We start from the raw sequence: 18,746 nt of genomic DNA, 5'->3' as shown, positions 1-18,746 counted from the left end.
GTAGTACTACTACATCTCTACATTCTTTTTCACTTCTATGTCTAATGATTACGATCCCGACGTTTTCATCCACTTATCAATCGAAGCGTAGTAGTCTAACGCAATCCTGTACCTGATCAGCATTCCTAAGGTTATTTCTTTCATGAGAACTTTATTTTCCCCAATCAGAGGTAAGATCACATCTTGCAACAACTCTGCTCCATGATCGGAATCAACATCACTATGCGCTTCGTGATAGCGAATCACATAATCTGGCAGATTACAACGTTTCATTCCCTCTACCGTAGCAGCGAATCGGTATGGAGCAGTATCTTCTAGTATTCCAATTGCACCAATTAACCTACCAATGAAACGCCTACGCAAACCATACATCATTAGCATATTTCCATTTTTCAAGGCCTCATAAGGAATTTGAGTAGGTAAGTCAATTCCACGTTCTTTAACAAGACCTTTTAAGAAATCTGCCGAAACTGAAAACATTTGGGTATGCATATCATCTAAATTTCCACGCCCCATTTCATCCCAATAATTCTCAGCTATTATTAATTTTGGTTTTCCCCGTAAACCAAGTTGTGACATTGCGATGACATCATCGAAATGGCCATCTACTTCTTCTTCCAAACACACATAAAAGGCAATTTCAGTCGCATTTGCCTCATGTGCCAAATAGTCAAATAAATAACTCACATCATTGCGATGAATGATTTGCAAGTTGTTATACCAATCGATAAATTCAGAAGCGCTGTCTGGTAGAGGCTCTTGAGATACTCGTTCGATCTCGTAACTATCCCACGCATCTTCCATATCTCTAATTTTTTGAAGCAATTTCGGATCGTCTGGAATACGCTCAATATTTGTTGGGTCTGACAGAAGATTGGAATAATGCTCATTGAGTTGTTTTTGAAATTCATAAACATTACAAATCTGACTTAAAGACATAGTTCCTCTTGATTTTTTCAAAAACAAATCTTTGACAAAACTGACATAAAGCTCTCAGTATTTTCCGTTCTTGTGCGCTATTTTTTTACAAATTCGGTAGTACTCAGGTCAACTTGATTTTTCTGTCTAACGCTTCGATGATAAAGGTTCGACAAGAACTTTCTGTAGAATGCCCAGTATGAAGGCTCCAGATGCTCGATTTGCAATGCAACCTGATTGTGAAGTTCAGAAAGCCTATCAATAGGCCAAGACGGATTGATATGGTGTTCAACATGGAAATTGTTGCCGTTGACGTACCAGTTCATGAGCTTGCTCGTCCGAATCGTGCGGGTATTCTGAAATAGGTTCGTCGTCTTACTGTCACAGCCTAAATGTTCGGGCAACTCAATCAAGGCATGTGCAATGCTGGCACTCAGTAGCAAGGGAATAAGCCAGATATCCACGAAAATCGATGTCTGCAACCAAATGGATAACACAAGCATGATGAGGAGAAGGGCAGCCATCAAGCGGAACTCATTGCGGATACGCTGTAAAACACTAGACGGCACATTTTCTTCTCTGATTTCACCAAAAACAGATGCTCGCATTAGGTTCAAAGAGTTGGAGTAGTGACCGAGCATAGAAAGATGAAAAAGAAACCCTGGAAGCGATGTAAGACTTTCGTAACTGTAGTTAAAGGACTCTTTATCCTCTGGAGTACCCAATGCCCGGTGATGAAATCCATGCAGAGCCTTATAGCGGGAAAAAGAAACTAGCATGGGAAACCCTAGTACGACTCCTAACCAGCGATTTATGCGTTCATTGAAGAAGAGGACATGGTGGCCTAATTCATGTATCAATTCAACACTGTGGGCAAACATCAGCCCCAACAAAATTTGGGGCACGAGCTTCACTGGACCTGAAACCAATAAAATTGCGGTTACAAAGGTACTGCTTAGAATCACCAAAATTAGCAGCTTGAAAGCAAAGTGATTGCTTTTATCAGAGAAATGATTAGTCAGTTTCATAATCTTCGTGCTGCTTTTTCCAGTCTTAGCTCAAGATAAATCAAGAGTTTAAAGACTGGATTAATAAAATGTTACGAGACAGTTATTAAATAGTTAGGAATTACGCGTTGCCAAAGGGAGCATCAAATTTGCTGCAAAAGAGAATCAAGATTTAGGAGTGGTAAAAACTCTACGAAAGCTAGTCTCCAAGCTGGATTTATCCCCTTGTCCTACACCCTCTTGACAAATGTGCAATTAACTGGGTCTATCACGGATGCATTCTTTCAAATACGCGTGACTTAAAGGAGTTGTTTGCCGCAACAACAAGCTTTTTAAGGTAAAGCAGCATTCAAGATTAAATTCCTTAATTCCCCTTTTGGTATTGAGCCGAGATACAAGTAAAAAGCAGTAAGATGGTCTGAAAAGCCTCGCTGTATATAAGTTTGAGCATTTTTGAAGCGAAAGTAGGATTTTGCCTGAAGATACTTGCAGTCTGAGGGTCAATAATTGCTTTTCACCTACTCAAGAGTTTATGCTCTACTCTCTACCATCTAAACCCAAATTACACGATTGTCGCCTCAATGCCAAAAAAGCGATCGCGCCATATCAATATATATAGCCAGCAATTACACGTAATAGCTCAACGGGAACAAAGCGTCAGGCTACCTCTTCTTTACAGATATAACTCCAGACGACATCAGTATACTGACTTGGAACTGCTGGATTAAACAAGAAAGCTTAGTACATAGGAGAAAAATTAACAGTATCCGCGTAGTATTTCCCAATGGCGAAAATTTTTAATGATTGAGATTTCTGAAATTCTTCGCATCAAATTTGTCTTCAACACTATTGAAAATACTCAACACAGGTGAGTGATGCATAATCAAAGCTTCAAAAAAACCTCTATCAACTTTGTAAAAGCCTCTCTGGCTGCAGCTACACTGATAACGGCTTCTGTGGGACCAGCCTTTGCTGAGGACAAAGTTGAAATTTTAAGTGCTGAATATGGTGGTAATGGCTGCCCGGAAAAATCTGCTAGTGTGAGCGTCAGTCCTGATGGTCAAGAGCTAAGTATTCTATTCGATAAATTTATAGCGATAGGGAATGACGTAGCACAAAGCCGCAAAAGCTGTAACTTGAGCATTCCGATTAAAGTACCCCAAGGCTTTCAAATTTCCCTCTACGATGCTGATTATCGGGGCTATGTAGCTCCCGCCACAATTGCCAGACTTAGAGCAGAGTACTTTTTTGCTGGTCAGGGTGGCCCTGTTTTTTCTAGGACATTTAGAGGTGAAAAAGATTACAACGTTCGAGATCAATTAGTGACTGTGGCTGATGTCTGGTCACGCTGTGGCGACAGTGTAAATATGCGGGTAAATGCTGCGATGACGGCTCATGGTCAAGGGATGGCTACTGTTGACTCCTTTGACCTTGCCCACCGTGGGTTGGTTTATCACATCAAATATCGCCAGTGTAGTTAGGTCTTTTCAAAGCGAGGATTCAGGAGGGAATGGCACTAAGTTAAGCTGATGGGTATGCAGCGTAAGGATTGCATTTTCCCTTTTCTTAGTGCCATTCACTCTTATGCAGATTGATACCGTGAAGCGACCAATTACTTTCTAAAAACAGAGACGCATAATCTGCAACTTCCTCCCATCCTCACTTATAAGCTAGCTACAGCAAATCTTTGATAGTTTTCGGAGATGTCTATTAATCCTGATATTGATTAATTGATTCCACACAATTGGAGCTAAGTCTATAGGGCAAACCCAATAACCAGTATCCGCAGACATCTATTCTTGAAGTGAAGCGATTTATTGACACAGTTGAGCAGATGCTTCATCTAGCTTTTAAAGGTAGGGTGACGACAAATTCTGCGCCCAATCCTTGTATGGAATTACAATCAAGTTTACCTTGATGTAGTTCAGTAACAATTTGATAGCTGATAGTTAAACCTAATCCAGATCCTTTACCTACATTTTTAGTTGTGAAAAAGGGGTCAAATAACCTTGTTATAATTGTGTTTGGAACTCCAATACCATTATCTGCAATGGAAATCTTGATTTGGTTTTCAGGTATCAAGCAAGTATGAATCCAAATTGTGTTAGGATGTAAATCAATGTCTGTAGGTGTGCGTTGCTGATTTGCATCTTCTAATGCATCAATAGCATTAGACAAAATATTCATAAATACCTGATTGAGTTGTCCGGGGTAGCAGATCGCCGGAGGTAATTTAGCATAGTTTTTTAGCACTTTTATTGCTGGACGTTGGTGTTGATCTTTCAGACGATATTGCAAAATCAATAACGTACTATCAATACCTTCATGAATATCAACCGTCTTAAATTCAGATTCATCTAAACGCGAGAAATTGCGGAGCGATCGCACAATTTCGCGAATGCGATTGGTGCCAATTTCCATTGAAGACAGCATCTTCGGCAGATCATCTCGAATAAATTCCAGATCCAATTCTTTAGCCTGAGTTTGAATTTCAGCAACTGGATTGGGATAGTGATACTGATACAGTTGAATAAATTTCAATAAATCTTGAGCATAATTTTGTACATAGGCGAGGTTGCCGTGAATGAAGCTGACAGGATTATTGATCTCATGCGCCACGCCTGCCACCAGTTGCCCCAAGGCTGACATTTTTTCACTCTGAATCATCTGGGCTTGAGTACGACGTAGTTCTTCAAGTGTCTTTTGTAACCTTGTTGTCCGCTCTGCAACCCTTAGCTCTAAAGCATTGTTTACCTGTTCTAGTTGGATGAAAGAAGTCTTCAATTGACTTGCCATGCTGTTGAAAGAACTGGCGAGTCCTCCCAGTTCATCCTGTCGCATGGAATCGAGATCGATCGCAAAATCACCGTTAGCAAGTTGGTTACTAGCGGCGGTTAATTGCTGGAGGGGTTTAGCAATTTGTTGGTGCAACACCGAGAAGAGCAACAACACTTCAATCAGTAGCGCCACTGCACCGGACATTAAGATAAATTGAGCCGTATCCCATGCTTCTCCCGCTAGCAGTGATTTGGGATAGACGGTGACAAAATACCAATCTGGACCTTGTAAGCGGGTCACTGCTAAGTATTCACGGTCTTGGCTATTTTCAAGGACGTGAGTTTTTGCTTGAGTGTTTGTCACTAGCTGAAAAATACGGTTGAGATGAGGATCGTTGATTGTATCGATTTTGAGTTGACCTTGAGCTTGCTGAATTTGGGCAGTGCGCTGGGGGTGGACAATTAGACGACCGTCTGAGCGAAAAATTAGATTGTAAGTACCTGGTAATTGATCCTGGATCGTATGCTGCATGAGATCAGTTAAGACTACATCATGTCCCACAACCCCCAGGAAGCGATCGCCCTCATAAACAGGTACAATTGCCGAAACCATCCAGATATTGACACTTGGATCGAGATAAACACCTGTCCACTTAGGCGATCGCGCCGGGTTATGTTTAGGATCGGCAATATAAAAATATTCCTCCTTCGGGTTATAGAGATTAGGCGGTACTTCCAACGTGAACGGCACTCCTTTCCAGTAGTTAAATCCTACATTTTCTGGTGTAAGAAAATAGGCATCGATAAACCGATTAGACCAAGCAGCCCCGTAAGCACTAATTACTGGATGAGCCTTTAGCACACGCTGCTTTAATTCTTGAGTTATTTGCACATTTCGACCAATGAATAATCCCGCATATCGAGTCGAATCAAAGTCTTTAATCGGTCGATTTTGAGGAAAATTGCGTATGGTACCATCGTTCCAGGAAAAATACTGCCGCTCAAATTCCGCCTGGAAATCAATATTATTAGGTTGCTTGAATTCCAGCAAAAGGCGATCGCCAAGCATTGCGAGGTTATCCTGTGCGAGTTGAAAGATGCTGCTTTCTTGCTCTCCCCGTCCGCTGATGTACTTTTCTAGCTGCGTTTGAGTCTGGGCTTCTAAACGGGACATAACATGGACATAGCTTACCCCAGCAGACACAAGTACCACCCCCGTTACTCGCAATGCCATATTAATTAGTGTTTTGTGGGTAAGTGAGGTAGGGCGATTCTTAACGATATGGACAGACTTCAAAGACCACTCGTTGTTAAGGATTTGTTTAAATTGGGTAAGCATAGAGTAGTAAAGATAAGTATTTAGGCTGAAGATTTCCTGAAAGTCATTGTAGATATGCACTTGACGAGTGATCTTTGACGACAAGCCGCTTTCGTCTTGCCTAATCCTAGTTCCGTGGCTTTACCGATAACTTTTGTAGTAAACAATAAATGGTCAAAAATCTTTTGTTGGATTGATTCCCTAGCCAACCAAAAAGAGCCAAAAATCATATCGGAATTGCAATTACAAATTCTGTACCCTTACCCATAACTGAGTTAACGCTCAATTTTCCGCCGTGGGTTTCTTCAACAATTTGCCGAGCGATCGCTAATCCTAATCCTGTACCTTTACCTACACCTTTTGTAGTAAATAAATGGTCAAAAATCTTTTCTTTCACTTCTTTACTTATCCCATTGCCATTATCTGCGATCGCAATTTTCACGCCCTTATTTTCTAAGGAAGTTTTAATAGTAATTCGGTTTGGATTGTGCTTAATTTCTTCAAAAAGTCGTCCCATATTTGATTCATCTATCGCATCAATAGCATTGGCTAGAATGTTCATAAATACCTGATTAAGTTGCCCAGGAAAACATTTAACCTGGAGCAAATTTCCATAATCAGTTACCACTTTAATTTCGGGACGTTCTTCATTGGCTTTCAGACGATGTTTGAGAATTAAAATCGTACTATCTATACCTTCGTGGATATTAAACGGCACTTTATAATCTTTGTCAGCACGAGAGAAAGTGCGAAGACTGGTGCTGATGTTTTGGAGGCGATCGCACGCCATTGTCATAGAATCAATTATCTTGGGTAAGTCTGATAAACTATAATCCAAGTCAATATCTTCAGCATGGTCTTTGATTTTATCGTTGGGATTCGGTAGACTTTCTTGATATAGTTTTAAGTGTTCAACAATATCTGCAATAGTAGGTTTAGCTTGTTGGAGACTGGCAGAAATAAAGCCCAAAGGATTATTCATTTCATGGGCTACCCCTGCAACAAGATTACCTAGTGCCGACATTTTTTCACTTTGGACAACTTGTAATTGTGCTTGTTGTAAGTTTTGTAATGCAATTCCTGCTTGTTGATATAGTCGAGCATTCTCTAAAGATATTGCAGCTTGAGATGAAAGAAGGTTAATTACACTGAGGCGTTCGCTAGTAAAAACCCCTTGAGTTAAGCTATTTTCTAGGTAGAGAATTCCTACCAAATGCACTTGATTAATAATCGGGACACACAACACACTCTGGGGTTTATGTGACAACATATATTTCCCAATTACCCCAGGAATATCTGTTTTGCAATTGTCTATAACAATTGTTTGTTGAGTATTTTTGACATAATTGATAATTTTTACGGGAATATCTTGACAATTGTCTAGCAATTGTGGATTGAGGATAGTTTGTATTTCCTCATGCTCGATAAAGGTAATTGCTTTAACTTCCCAAATGTTCTCCTCTTGGGGAAGAATTAGTACAACTTTTTTTGCGCCAGAGTTTTCTAGAATAATGCGAGTGAGGCTGGCAATGAGTTGATCTGATTTTAGAGAACTGGAAATAGCTTGAGCAGCTTTGAAAATAGAGGTAAAATCTAGAACATCAGCAATACTAGTGCTGCCAGTACTAGAAGATGAGGCTGTACCACGAAAAGCAATAGTTTCTAAAGGATTGAAATTGATTCGTTGGTGTTGCAAAATGGGTTGGAGTAGTTGGGAATAAGTTTTTTCTAGGTGATTAACTTTGGCTTTAGCTCCCCAACGGGCGTAGCAGTAGTATGCTTCTTGTATATAGACTTGGGCGATTTTTTCTTTACCCCAGTCGAGGTAGAATTTGGCTGCTAGTTCGTTGCCAAGTGCTTCTTCTTGAATGTAGCCGTTTTCTTTGGCAAGAGATATGGCGCGATCGTACCATTCTATTGCTTCGATTTTTTGTCCTAGTATCCGAAACCTTTCAGCTTCTACTAAGTTATATTTGTGAGCATAATTCTGTGGCGCACTTTCTGCCCATTTTTTTAGTTTTTTATGAGTTTCTATTACTCGCTCAATAATTAGTTTTTGCTCAGTTATTGAGCAGTCTTTATATAAGGCTAAATTAGTCAAAGACTCATAAAAATAAAAGGTTGGAATTAGTACTAATCCAGTTACACTGGTTAAATATTTTTCGACAACAGCAACGTTTATTAGTGCTTCTTGATAATTACTAAAGAGATAACATAAAAGTAGTTTACAAAAATGAAGCTGGCAAATAATACTAGTTTGATTGGCAGCTTGATGCAGAGGCAGCATTGTGACTTCATCATAAACTTCGCCAATTAAAAAACAAGGATTATCTGACATTCCCAACAAATTCAAAACTGATTGATAATAGATACTATTGAAATTCAAAGAGGTAGTTTGCTTAAACTGGTGCATAATTGCGCCATAGTTTCCCATAGCTTGGGCTAATTCCTCTAAACCATGGCCACTTAAATAGGCATATCTGCCAAAAACATAGGCAGACATTACAGCATATTCAATATCTCCAGTTTCTAAACCGCTCGTATAGGCTTGTAAAAGAGGATTTAAAGTGTCTTTAATAGGCGATTTCCAATGTCGAATAAAACAATTTACTGCAAATAGAGTTTTTGATTTAACTTTGAAAGCATTTAAACGTTCAAGTAACAGTAATGCCATTTCCCCAAATTCATATCCTGTATCAATTTCTCCTAAAACACCGCAGAGTATAAGTCCATAGCTAGCATAAGCATAAGTAGATTCGGGAGCATTACCATAGAAGATTGACAATTGAACTTGTTTAAATACAATTACTCGAAACAATGGGGGATTTGCTTGGTAAGCTGCTGACATAATGCTCGACAAAATTCGCATTGCTGCCAGAATATTCTCATCCGTCATTTTTGGCAGTTCTAGTAAATCCATTGCTGGTTTATCTGCCAAAAGATATTTTGTTTGTTCCAGTTGAGACTCGATATCAGTTTGATTGACTTGTTGAGGCAGTTCCACTCCTATTGATTGAAGAACAGTCAGTGCAATTTGCAAAGCATTCTTGTGCTGTGCCTGTGCCATGTAAGCTTGAATTTTGACATTGTGATTAGAGGTGAGTTGAGATTTTTAGCTATAGTGTACTGATTACGAAACGATAAAAGTTCGCTGAAACTCGGATAAAGATTTTTGAGCAATTTAATCACAACAGGTAATGAGTCAGTTTCTCGATAACCGCGATAAACCAGAGTTCGAGAACCGTTGTAGAGTTTTTTGCTGATGCGATATCCAGGAATACTGACAATAGTGTTAAGCATATTGCTAAATCTTTAATACTTCCAGATTTAGTATTCCCTGATGGTTGAAGCAATTTATCTCCACAGCTTTTTGCGTTTGATCTGGGCGTCGCGATCGCTAATTAAACTCAGAAGCAAGAAGATGAGGGTTATTCTGCTACGTTGTTGGTTGAAAATTCAGTTTCAGGTGTAGAAGTCAAAGCAGCTCATGAAGGTCAAAGTTCCGTCGCGCCTGTCGTAAATCCTGAAAAATGGTCGCATGAGGCGATTGTTGCGCGGTCAAATATGCGACCTGTAAGAATGGAGAAACTAAATCGAGCAGCAAATTCAGGGGAGAATCCGGGTTTTAACTTCTTGTAAGAGTGCTGGAGTGACGATCCGGCGAAAGCAGATTGTAATCAAGAAGTCGCTGGTGAAGTTTCCGCAGTGGGGGATTGCGATTGTGGATGGGGTGTTGGTGAAGTGGAATGAATAGTGATGCCTACCTCACGAGGAGCAAAGGGATTGCTTACACTTGGAGAGGAAAGTAGAGCGGGCGTTTTTTGAAGCTGGTAAAGCACTTATGGAACTGCATAAGCATCGCAGACTGTACCGTTCCACGCACCGCACGTTTGAGGAGTATTGCAAAGACAGGTTTAGTTATACTTACCACCATGTAAATTATCTAATAGCTGGTTCAAAGATAGTTGACAATATAAAAATGGGAACTAATAATTCCCATTTTTCCCCTACATCAGAAGTACGAGTTCGTCCTCTGGCTATCAATTACTTTTAAGAGCCGCTAATCGTTTTTCAAGATCGTCATAGGCTTTTTCATCTTCTACTTCCTTCTGGGATACAAAGTCATCAATATTTGGAGGCAACGCTGACTTCAAGCCAGATGCAAAGTACGTGATAAATACCTGCGCTTCCTCCTCCCCCAAATCTAATTTATCTTTATTACTACTAGTACTGAGCAACTCATAGATTTTGTTAGCGTAAATCTCCGGGTTATCTTTTATTTCGTTCAATTCTTTCCTTATATCTTTGAGTAAACCAGACTGAAAATTCATAGTCTTTTCCGAATCAATGCCGATGACTCGTTTGGTTAATAAATCAGTAAATACATTATTCCAATGCCCAGTGTAATTGTTGCCGCACCAGGGCAGCCGATCCACGTTGCCGATCATGATATCGGTCGTGTGCATTTTTCCAAGTGATTCGGCCGAACCCTTCATAATGTCCTTATCAAATTTGTTCATAGTGCCTAACCCTACGCCAAGTTCCTTGATATATTCCATGAGGATGTATTCACCCTGATCCGTTATCAAGCTCATAGCAGCTGGTACCTTGATTCCCTGCTTTTTCATTTCCTGCATACCCATAAATTCGCTTTTGTCGTTCTGCTCTTTCTTCAGCATGAACTGTTTCCCTTCAATTTTCACTTCATACAAGGGATGGGAACTTTCTTTTTTGCTTTTGATGCCAGAAATAGTAATGTTTTCCTTCACGGTGACTCCCAAATCACCTATGGAATCAATAACTGCATTCACAAGGAATTTAACTTTCTCGTTATTTTCTACTTCTACATAACCGAGTTCACTAAGGAGCACGTCGATATTGTCCTTGGTATGCTCTCCTTCTTCAATCAACTTATTGATTTGCTCCAAGCATTGCTTGACACCAGGCGCGTACTTGCCGACACCATAGGCCATTAAAAATTGTTGGATATCAGTGAAAGTTTCATTGGAACCTGTAAACATCAGCTTGCGCTGTAGTACTGGAGCAGATCGGTGTATATTTAACTGCACAGATTGACCATAGGAAACATTAGTGGAGTCTGACTGTGCCGATAATGTCTCGTTGGATCTTTTCTGGATCTGCGCCACGCGCGGACTTTTATACTTGTCATTCGGCTGCTCCATAGTCGATTTTGTCTGAATCAGTGATGTTGGCAACTGCTGCGGGGAACTAAAGAGCGATCGCCTCACCGCCCCCCCATTCTGCTGCACAACATGGGTCAACTCATGCGCCAATAACTCCTGTCCAGCTCGACTCCCAGGATTATATTGCCCCCGTCGAAAGAACACATCCTGCCCCGTCGTGAAAGCACGCGCCTGAATTGACCGATTCAACTGGTCAGATTGACTATCCGTGTGAACACTCACACCACTAAAATCTACACCAAACGCCTGTTCCATCGATTCGCGGATGTTGTCTGCGATCAGCTGTCCACCACCCCTTGCCTGTAGTATTGATGTTTCCAAATCAGGCGATGCTGCCATACCTCCGTCTGCCAGACGCTGCACCATCGGCTTCATTTGCAATTCCTCTTTTTCTTCAGGCAACAACTCTCTCTGTATACTGCCCTCTGGCTTCATTTGCAATTCGTCTTCTTCTTCGGGCAATGCTTCACACTGTATGTTATGTTCTGCTTTCATTTGCAGTTCCTTCTCCTCTTCAGAGAATGACTCTCGCTGGAGTTTTTCGCTTTGTGGATGATGAATCTTCTGTACTACCTGACGTCCAGTTTCGTCCGCCTCTTGCTCATACTTATCTCCAGGCTCTCCAATTGTCAGTTTTGCTTGTATTGGTGTTGGTGTCTCTGGTTTTATCAGTGGAATATTGGCAATATTATGACCAAAACGACGGGCGTGTGACAATCGAGAATTTAACAGTCCGTCCATCTTGGCTTGCAAAACTGTTAAGCGTTCCTGTCCTTCAGGCGTAATCGAGCCAGACTTGGCTTGTATTTCAAGTTGAGTTGCTTCTATCTGTTGTTCTGCAAAGCCTTCATTCTCTATATCAGTTGGTGTTTTAGCTGCAACTGATGCTTTTTGGATTTCGCTACCAAATGGTCTATGCGCTAATTGTGGGGATGAATTTAGCGCTAAAGAATTGGAATAGGTAGATGAGTCAGTCTTTGAAGATTTTGTTTTGTGCATTGTTTTTACAAGTTCAATGATTTACGTCAACCTGACATCTCTGATTGATGTCAAGAAAATCTTAAATATTGTGTTGTGAAAATCTAGGTACTTATGTTACAAAATGCCAAAAACCAACTATTGGATCACAACAGTCACGAAGTTCTGTCCTAACAGGATTTTATAACTGTTTTTATATTATTTAGAAACAGACAATTGAGCTATTTGATTTTTGTCCAACAACCAGATTTCGAGATTTCCTCCAGCTTTTATGCAATATTTCTATTTTGGTAACAGTCCTTAACGACTTTAATCTGAATATGTATAAGAGAAGAACTTTCAAGAACTTTATGAAAATGAATATATGTTATGTATAGTATTTTAAAAGATATTTGCTTGATACTAAAAGATTTTTATCTATCTGGTGGTAGAGATTACTATTGAGTAACGTAAAATTCTATTAAAACATAAAATTATGTTAATAATAAAGTTATTGCACTATACAAATAAACAATTTTGTGATTCAAGGCAGATAGCTCGTTTCAACTTTTTACAAACCACGCTTTGTTTGCGATCGCTAGCCCAGGAACCACCCAAAGAAAATGCCCAGGAATGCTTACGAATCATGGGTATGGCATTGAAGAATCTCGCTAGTGCGATGAACAATACCCAGGCATTGGAGGCTGCGGCGATAATTCTGGAGAGTGAGCCGACACCATCTGCGATCGCATATCGAGCCGAACAATTGTCAATGTTGCCCCAGGCGGTTAGTGATATTAGGGCAGTGCTGGCTAAACTGGGGTGTAGCTGGCAGGACTATTGGGATATTACCCAAATGCCGATATTCCCCCCATTGATGCCTTTTTTGTCGAGGAAGAAGCTTTGCACTCAACCCAATTAGCACCAAGGGTATTGGTGAAATTGGCACGATTGGAGCCGCAGATGCGATCGCCAACGCGGTCTATCAGGCTACAGGTAAACGGATTCGCGATCTGCCCATTACATTAGACAAGCTAGTGTAATAAGGGTGCTTTCAAGACGACTTGTAGTTTTGATAGAAAAAATGAGTAAATAAGCAGGCACAACCAATGACTAGTTCAATTAACCAACAAATCTTACTCAAAAGCCGTCCGCTTGGAGAACCGAAAGAGAGCGACTTTGCCCTTGTCGAAACACCAATTCCAGAACCAGGGGAAGGTGAAGTTCTGAATCGGACGATCTACCTGTCCCTTGACCCTTATATGCGCGGTCGTATGAGCGATCGCGAGTCTTATGCTGCTCCAGTAGAGGTGGGGTCTGTGATGGTCGGTGGCACAGTTAGCCAAGTGATGAAATCTAACCATCCCCAATTCTCAACCGGAGATTTTGTGCTTGGTTATGACGGCTGGCAAACCTATAGCATATCGAAAGGCGAAACTTTGCGTAAGCTTGACCCCAATCAAGCTCGCATTTCCTATGCGTTAGGCGTAACGGGAATGCCCGGAATGACGGCATATTTTGCTCTGCTTGATGTTGGGCAACCCAAAAGTGGTGAAACGGTTGTTGTTTCTGCCGCATCTGGTGCAGTCGGTTCTGTAGTGGGTCAAATTGCCAAAATCAAAGGCTCTCAGGTGGTAGGAGTCGCTGGGAGTGATGCAAAATGCAATTATGTGACGAAAGAATTAGGGTTTGATGCCTGTATTAACCATAAAACTCAAGAACTGAGTTCAGCCCTAGAAGCCGCTTGTCCGAACGGGGTGGATGTTTACTTTGACAATACAGCTGGCCCTATTTTAGAAGCGGTGTTGCAGCACATTAATCAAGGAGCAAGAATCCCATTGGTTGGTTTAGTCTCCCAGTATAATGCCGAAAATTCTCCTCCTGGTCCTAATTTAATGCCGCTGTTGGTTAAACGAGCGTTAATCAAAGGATTTCTTGTGGGTGATTACCAACATCGGCAGGCAGAGTTTGTTAAAGATGTTTCTGGGTGGTTGCAAGAAGGTAAGCTCAAGTACAAGGAAGATGTTGTACAGAAACTGGAAAACGCCCCACACGCCTTCATCGGCTTACTACAAGGGAAAAACTTCGGCAAGCTGATTGTTCAAGTCAGCGACGATCCAACACGATAAGCATACTTTTTGAATCAATTATCAATTACGTCTGCAATTGCTCTCTTCGTAGCAGTAGCGACTGTGATTTAAACGATAATTTAGCAACCAGCCGATTACGTACATCATACCCTTACTCAGAAACTGCGGTATTCCACCATCTTTGCTTCCGTGACTCTAACTCAGGGTAGCTCAAGGTACTAGACTTCTTGCAGAAGTCGGGAAAAGGGGGAAAGGTTTTGTATTTTCCCCCGCCCCTTATCCCCTTCTTGGGACCCCACCTTCCCCTTTAACCTTTTCCCTTTTCCCACCTCTTGCAAAAAGCACTTTTGCAAGAGGTCTACGAGCATATTGGCGATCGCTAATCTGAAATAGCGAGAAATCCATCGGTCTTGCAAGTCATTATTTCCTAACATTTGGAATTAGTTAGCTGATGCGATTGGATATTTAGCTAATTTGTAATTTGTTATTTTCGGAGAAACACCATACCAAATTGTAAAATTGGTAATTTTGAATTAGTTGTAAATAAATTTCCTACTACTTTCATCACGAATTATATTTGGGGCGTAGGAACTTGATTACAAATTACGAATTATTTTAACCCTTGTCAAACCAGTTCTTCTATTTTCGTATAATCATAATACCCAAAGATTACTTCTGGATGACGATAATGTTTAAACCTTTAGTCAAGAAAGCAACAAATTGATGTCCGTGGAGATTAAGAATTAAAAGTTGACGGTTTTCTCGACCTGGAATACAACCTAAACAATCAACATAGGATGTTTTTGCCAGTGCAAGGTCTGTCACAGGAAAGGTAAGATGAAATAAAGTTTTCTTCATTGCTAAGGACTACTTTCAAAGATACAAGATAAGGGTAATTAATCGCTTGTTTTAAACTCCTAATAGTATGCTGGAGTAGCCAAGAATATTAGAGGTGAAAATATACCACTGATATTAATACCATAAGGAATAGTTTGGCTAGAAAATGAACTCTTTTCTGCTTCTCTTATAGAAAGCGCATATTAATTAACGTGAATTCGACGGACAGGAAAGTGCAAAAATCTTGCTATGTATGAATTTGCTCAACTGGGCATACAAAAAGGCGATCGCGAAGTAACCTACGATGAAGTCGAAAACAAGGTCAAGCAATTGGTGCAGCGACCATTGGAGATTACAAACGTGCGCTGGTTTTCCAGTTACAAAGTACATACTCGTCGCGCCGAGAAGTTTTCCAAAGGTAGATTTCATGGGAGCCCATGACATCTTAATGACGCGGAATTAAAGTCACAGATCAAGAACTTGATACCATTGCCATTGAGCGAAACTCTTTTCATGGTGAATGGAACTATATTATCAAACCTAAAATTTCTGCCTAATTGTTCGAGTTATTTTTACATGAGTCCTAATATCAGGCAGTGATTCATCTATGCGATGATAGGCAACCACACGCCAACATGAGTTATCAGGAAAATACTGGACAATTGTAGTGCGATGAATACTCAAAAGCTGAGCCACTTCAGCCATTGTGGTGGAAAAAATGGTAGATAAATCCAGAGAGTTACGAATACTTTGGACGACTCGATTTAGGGCTTGCGCTTGTTGTGCCTGTTGTTGCAAGACACTCTCAGCGTTTTTGCGATCGCTGATATCCAGTAGCAAGCCATCCCAAATCACATCTTTATTAACTTGCAGTTCTGGGTGAGCCGCACCTTGCAACCATTTCAGCAAACCAGAGGGGGTAATAATTCGCCATTCCCACAGCCAAGGTTGTAAACTCTGGGCAGATGCCACAATCGAGGCTCGCATGGCTGCTGCGTCATCTGGATGCACCAAATTCCAAATTAAGGAAATATCCTGCTCAATTGCTGCCGCCTCAATTTCCCAAAGACTTCGACTCCCTGGACTCATGTAGAATACCTCATCCGAGCCATCGGGATGAAGCACATAACGGTAAATCACTCCTGGCACATTCGCTGCCAAATGACGAAATCGCGTTTTTGCCAGTTTACTTTCTGTGATATCTTGAGATACACCAGCTCGACGAATTACTCTTCCGGTTGCGTCAAAAACAGGAAATCCGCGATCGCAAACCCAACGCATTGTGCCATCAGGCCGAATAATCCGATACTCAATTTCAAATGGTGTGCTGGTATGACTTTGCAGGTGATTAATTACACGCTGGCGATCGCTCGGATGAATGGCATCAATAAACGATTGGGGATTCTCATACAAACTCTCGCAACTTCTTCCCCAAATCTGTTCATAACCAGGGCTGACAAAGAACATTTGCTCTATTTCTACATCTGCGAGCCAGAAGACTTCTTGAATGTTGTCTGCCAGTTGCCGAAACTTTTCTTCACTTTGGCATAAGTTGGCAAAGGATGCTTGAAGTTGCTGTGCCATTTGGTTAAAAGACTCAGCCAAGGCATTTATTTCTTTGATGCTGTGTTGCTGCTCGATGCGATAGTCCAGATTGCCTTCTGCTAGAGCTTCTACAGCTTGGCTCAGGCGGTGAATTGACACAGCCAGCCAACGCGCAGTTAAAAACCCCAAGCCTGCTGACAAAAGCAGTGCTACTAAGCAAAGCCAGAGTGTGGCTTTAGTATGAGTATGAATTTGCTCTGCAAACAGCGAAAAATACTCTGTTAGTCCTGTTACCACTAAAATTTGTAGAGCAACGGAACCAATTAGAACAGCCTGTAAAGAAATGTGACAACGGCGAATTCTGCCGGAATCGTTTGACTTTCTAGCAGACATGTTTTAAAAGCTCTTTTAGCAAGGTGTATCTTTTGATCGCGTATTCAAATGTTTCCTTAAGAATAAGGCGATCGTATGGTTACTTGAGTAATGTAGCGAATGGCACTAAGAAAAGATATAGCCCTTGACCTGACTGGTTCCCAGCCTAGAGGCTGGGAAACCATTCTGGGAGACTCCGCCTCCAGTAGCTTTACCAGAGGCAAAGCCTCTTTTGAATACATTCCTAGCCTGGAGGCTGGGAACTAGGTGGCACAATCCTTTGGGCTTTTCTTAGTGCCATTCCCTATTGCCGTAAAACACATCAGCAACGAGGCGATTGCATACATCATAACCCCACTTTGAGGCTGCGGCATTCCACCGTCCATTAGCAATTCTTTCTCTTGTTGCAGATAATAATTTTAGAGCTAATTATTTAAGAGGTTGATTGTGGTCTTTGCTCAAACCAGTCCCTGTGATGTAATAACAACTCGCCTCACGTTAGACGAGTATCGGGCTATGGAAGAAACAAACCCCAAACGCCATGAATACCGTAACGGAGAGATTATTACTATATCGGGAGGGTCGCAATCTCACAGTGCGATCGCCAGCAACTTCTTAATTTACTTAGGGTTTTTATTGAGAGACACCGATTTTCGGAGGACAATAATTGTAGAGATGGAAGTTGAAAATATCCCCCAGATGCATATCGCACTGAGGGATATATTTAATCAATCCGCATCGCCTAGTCTTGGGGTGGAGCATCGTCACTCATTTTTGTCCGACTTGAGAAAATCGCGTTGCTCCCCAAGTGGTGGGAGTTGAACTCAAGAACTTCTATCAAGTAGCGCGAATTGAACGCCTAAGCTAAATCCCCATCTGTAGTAATAATCACTATATACTGATGATGCCCAGACAACTAATTAAAAGTAGCTAATAAAATCAGTAACGTTAGATTAATCACCCAAACTGTTAGTTAACTTGGGGCTGCTATTTTATGCTGTGGACGCAATAGTAAGCGATCGCACTTGTGTAACATCTGCAATTCAACACTAACATTTCCCCTAACATTGCCATATCCTGTCTTGAGAACAGGGAACACTACAGCTTTGCAGTGATTGAATTGCTAGTAGTAAAGCAATGCATCTATGGCGCTACTTTTTCCGCAACTGCTTCCCAGGCGAAAATCCAGGCACTATCTAATAATTACTAATTTGTAATTCGTAATTAATTCATAATTGTGTAACTATCAGAATAGTTGTAAAAACTTTAAAGTTAAACAATTTTCTCCATGCGCTCGTTACTCTTTCAAAACTTAAAGCTGACTATCCCTACAGCTTTATTATTTACGGTTCTTGGCTATATTCTAAGTCTATTTCTGAGTTTTCTTACCAATCCACAAGCAGCAAGGTGGCAATTCCATCTAGAATTCGGGCCTGAACCCCGAAACCTTGATCAGCTTGCAATTTTTCAAGCTCAGGCAGCATTCTCCGGTACAGCGCTTGGAATTCTAATAGCTCAAACAACTTTTTTTGTATATGTAAGTAAATTTGGACTCAGCAATCGTAGCACTAAGCAGTAATCGTAAGCGATGTCACTCGACTTGCCGCTTGCGCGTCTACGCCATCTGCAACATCCGCAATTCCACACTCACATTGCCCCTAACATTGCCATATCCTGCCTTGAGAACAGCAATTGCTACAGCTTTGCAGTGATTGAATTGC

General features: G+C 41.0%; 10 protein-coding genes and 4 pseudogenes. 6 read left to right on the top strand and 8 right to left on the bottom strand.

The window, feature by feature from the left end; translation table 11 throughout:
• Nucleotides 1-48 precede the first annotated feature (48 nt).
• On the bottom strand, nucleotides 49-939 hold the full coding sequence (locus tag ACFG4S_RS06385; RefSeq protein WP_392533992.1) for an iron-containing redox enzyme family protein: 891 nt from the start codon (nucleotides 937-939) through the stop codon (nucleotides 49-51).
• Between the two features lie 77 nt (nucleotides 940-1,016).
• Nucleotides 1,017-1,946 (bottom strand): fatty acid desaturase family protein, encoded by a 930-nt coding sequence (locus ACFG4S_RS06380; RefSeq protein WP_392533991.1) that lies wholly within the window; start codon nucleotides 1,944-1,946, stop codon nucleotides 1,017-1,019.
• Nucleotides 1,947-2,800: 854 nt separating this feature from the next.
• Here ACFG4S_RS06380 and ACFG4S_RS06375 point away from each other — a divergent pair.
• On the top strand, nucleotides 2,801-3,406 hold the full coding sequence (locus tag ACFG4S_RS06375) for a DUF4360 domain-containing protein (RefSeq protein WP_392533990.1): 606 nt from the start codon (nucleotides 2,801-2,803) through the stop codon (nucleotides 3,404-3,406).
• A gap of 358 nt (nucleotides 3,407-3,764) precedes the next feature.
• Here the strand turns inward: ACFG4S_RS06375 and ACFG4S_RS06370 are convergent, their stop codons facing one another.
• The 4 genes and pseudogenes from ACFG4S_RS06370 to ACFG4S_RS06355 form a co-directional block, all read right to left on the bottom strand.
• Complete coding sequence (locus ACFG4S_RS06370; RefSeq protein ID WP_392533989.1) at nucleotides 3,765-6,125, bottom strand: ATP-binding protein; 2,361 nt, start codon at nucleotides 6,123-6,125, stop codon at nucleotides 3,765-3,767.
• Between the two features lie 121 nt (nucleotides 6,126-6,246).
• The gene (locus tag ACFG4S_RS06365; RefSeq protein ID WP_392533988.1) at nucleotides 6,247-9,087 is read right to left on the bottom strand and encodes an ATP-binding protein; all 2,841 of its coding nucleotides are present in this window, start codon (nucleotides 9,085-9,087) and stop codon (nucleotides 6,247-6,249) included.
• A 14-nt stretch (nucleotides 9,088-9,101) separates the two neighbouring features.
• A pseudogene (locus ACFG4S_RS06360) lies at nucleotides 9,102-9,320 on the bottom strand (hypothetical protein); the annotation flags it as partial.
• Nucleotides 9,321-10,060: 740 nt separating this feature from the next.
• Nucleotides 10,061-12,223, bottom strand: a complete 2,163-nt coding sequence (locus ACFG4S_RS06355) for a DUF4157 domain-containing protein (RefSeq protein WP_392533987.1) — start codon at nucleotides 12,221-12,223, stop codon at nucleotides 10,061-10,063.
• Nucleotides 12,224-12,752: 529 nt separating this feature from the next.
• Between ACFG4S_RS06355 and ACFG4S_RS06350 the strand changes: the two are divergent.
• A pseudogene (locus tag ACFG4S_RS06350) lies at nucleotides 12,753-13,037 on the top strand (hypothetical protein); the annotation flags it as partial.
• A 253-nt stretch (nucleotides 13,038-13,290) separates the two neighbouring features.
• Nucleotides 13,291-14,310, top strand: coding sequence for an NADP-dependent oxidoreductase (locus ACFG4S_RS06345; protein ID WP_392533986.1), 1,020 nt, complete (start codon nucleotides 13,291-13,293; stop codon nucleotides 14,308-14,310).
• Nucleotides 14,311-14,970: 660 nt separating this feature from the next.
• Here ACFG4S_RS06345 and ACFG4S_RS06340 read toward each other — a convergent pair.
• A pseudogene (locus ACFG4S_RS06340) lies at nucleotides 14,971-15,129 on the bottom strand (glyoxalase); the annotation flags it as partial.
• 434 nt (nucleotides 15,130-15,563) lie between these two features.
• Here ACFG4S_RS06340 and ACFG4S_RS06335 point away from each other — a divergent pair.
• Nucleotides 15,564-15,665 (top strand): annotated as a pseudogene (locus ACFG4S_RS06335) (hypothetical protein); the annotation flags it as partial.
• Here the strand turns inward: ACFG4S_RS06335 and ACFG4S_RS06330 are convergent.
• Entirely contained in the window at nucleotides 15,649-17,046 is a 1,398-nt protein-coding gene (locus tag ACFG4S_RS06330) for a PAS domain-containing protein (protein ID WP_392533985.1), read from the bottom strand. The pseudogene ACFG4S_RS06335 and the gene ACFG4S_RS06330 sit on opposite strands and share 17 nt — an antisense overlap.
• 99 nt (nucleotides 17,047-17,145) lie before the next feature.
• On the opposite strand from ACFG4S_RS06330, the gene ACFG4S_RS06325 reads away from it, so the two are divergent.
• The gene (locus ACFG4S_RS06325) at nucleotides 17,146-17,292 is read left to right on the top strand and encodes a hypothetical protein (RefSeq protein ID WP_392533984.1); all 147 of its coding nucleotides are present in this window, start codon (nucleotides 17,146-17,148) and stop codon (nucleotides 17,290-17,292) included.
• Nucleotides 17,293-17,472: 180 nt separating this feature from the next.
• Nucleotides 17,473-17,847 (top strand): Uma2 family endonuclease, encoded by a 375-nt coding sequence (locus ACFG4S_RS06320; protein ID WP_392533983.1) that lies wholly within the window; start codon nucleotides 17,473-17,475, stop codon nucleotides 17,845-17,847.
• The last annotated feature ends 899 nt before the right edge of the window (nucleotides 17,848-18,746 follow it).

The organism is Nostoc sp. C117, from assembly GCF_043099735.1.
In the GTDB taxonomy this organism is placed as follows: Bacteria; Cyanobacteriota; Cyanobacteriia; order Cyanobacteriales; family Nostocaceae; genus Nostoc.
Note: the sequence above shows the minus strand (reverse complement) of the source record. Positions and strands in the feature narration are given on the sequence as shown.

What these genes read in the sequence shown, in the direction of transcription:
- ACFG4S_RS06330 (WP_392533985.1), bottom strand. Translation starts at nt 17,046, where the DNA reads ATGTCTGCTAGAAAGTCAAACGATTCCGGCAGAATTCGCCGTTGTCAC.
- ACFG4S_RS06380 (WP_392533991.1), bottom strand. Translation starts at nt 1,946, where the DNA reads ATGAAACTGACTAATCATTTCTCTGATAAAAGCAATCACTTTGCTTTC.
- ACFG4S_RS06365 (WP_392533988.1), bottom strand. Translation starts at nt 9,087, where the DNA reads ATGGCACAGGCACAGCACAAGAATGCTTTGCAAATTGCACTGACTGTT.
- ACFG4S_RS06345 (WP_392533986.1), top strand. Translation starts at nt 13,291, where the DNA reads ATGACTAGTTCAATTAACCAACAAATCTTACTCAAAAGCCGTCCGCTT.
- ACFG4S_RS06325 (WP_392533984.1), top strand. Translation starts at nt 17,146, where the DNA reads ATGGCACTAAGAAAAGATATAGCCCTTGACCTGACTGGTTCCCAGCCT.
- ACFG4S_RS06375 (WP_392533990.1), top strand. Translation starts at nt 2,801, where the DNA reads ATGCATAATCAAAGCTTCAAAAAAACCTCTATCAACTTTGTAAAAGCC.
- ACFG4S_RS06385 (WP_392533992.1), bottom strand. Translation starts at nt 939, where the DNA reads ATGTCTTTAAGTCAGATTTGTAATGTTTATGAATTTCAAAAACAACTC.
- ACFG4S_RS06355 (WP_392533987.1), bottom strand. Translation starts at nt 12,223, where the DNA reads ATGCACAAAACAAAATCTTCAAAGACTGACTCATCTACCTATTCCAAT.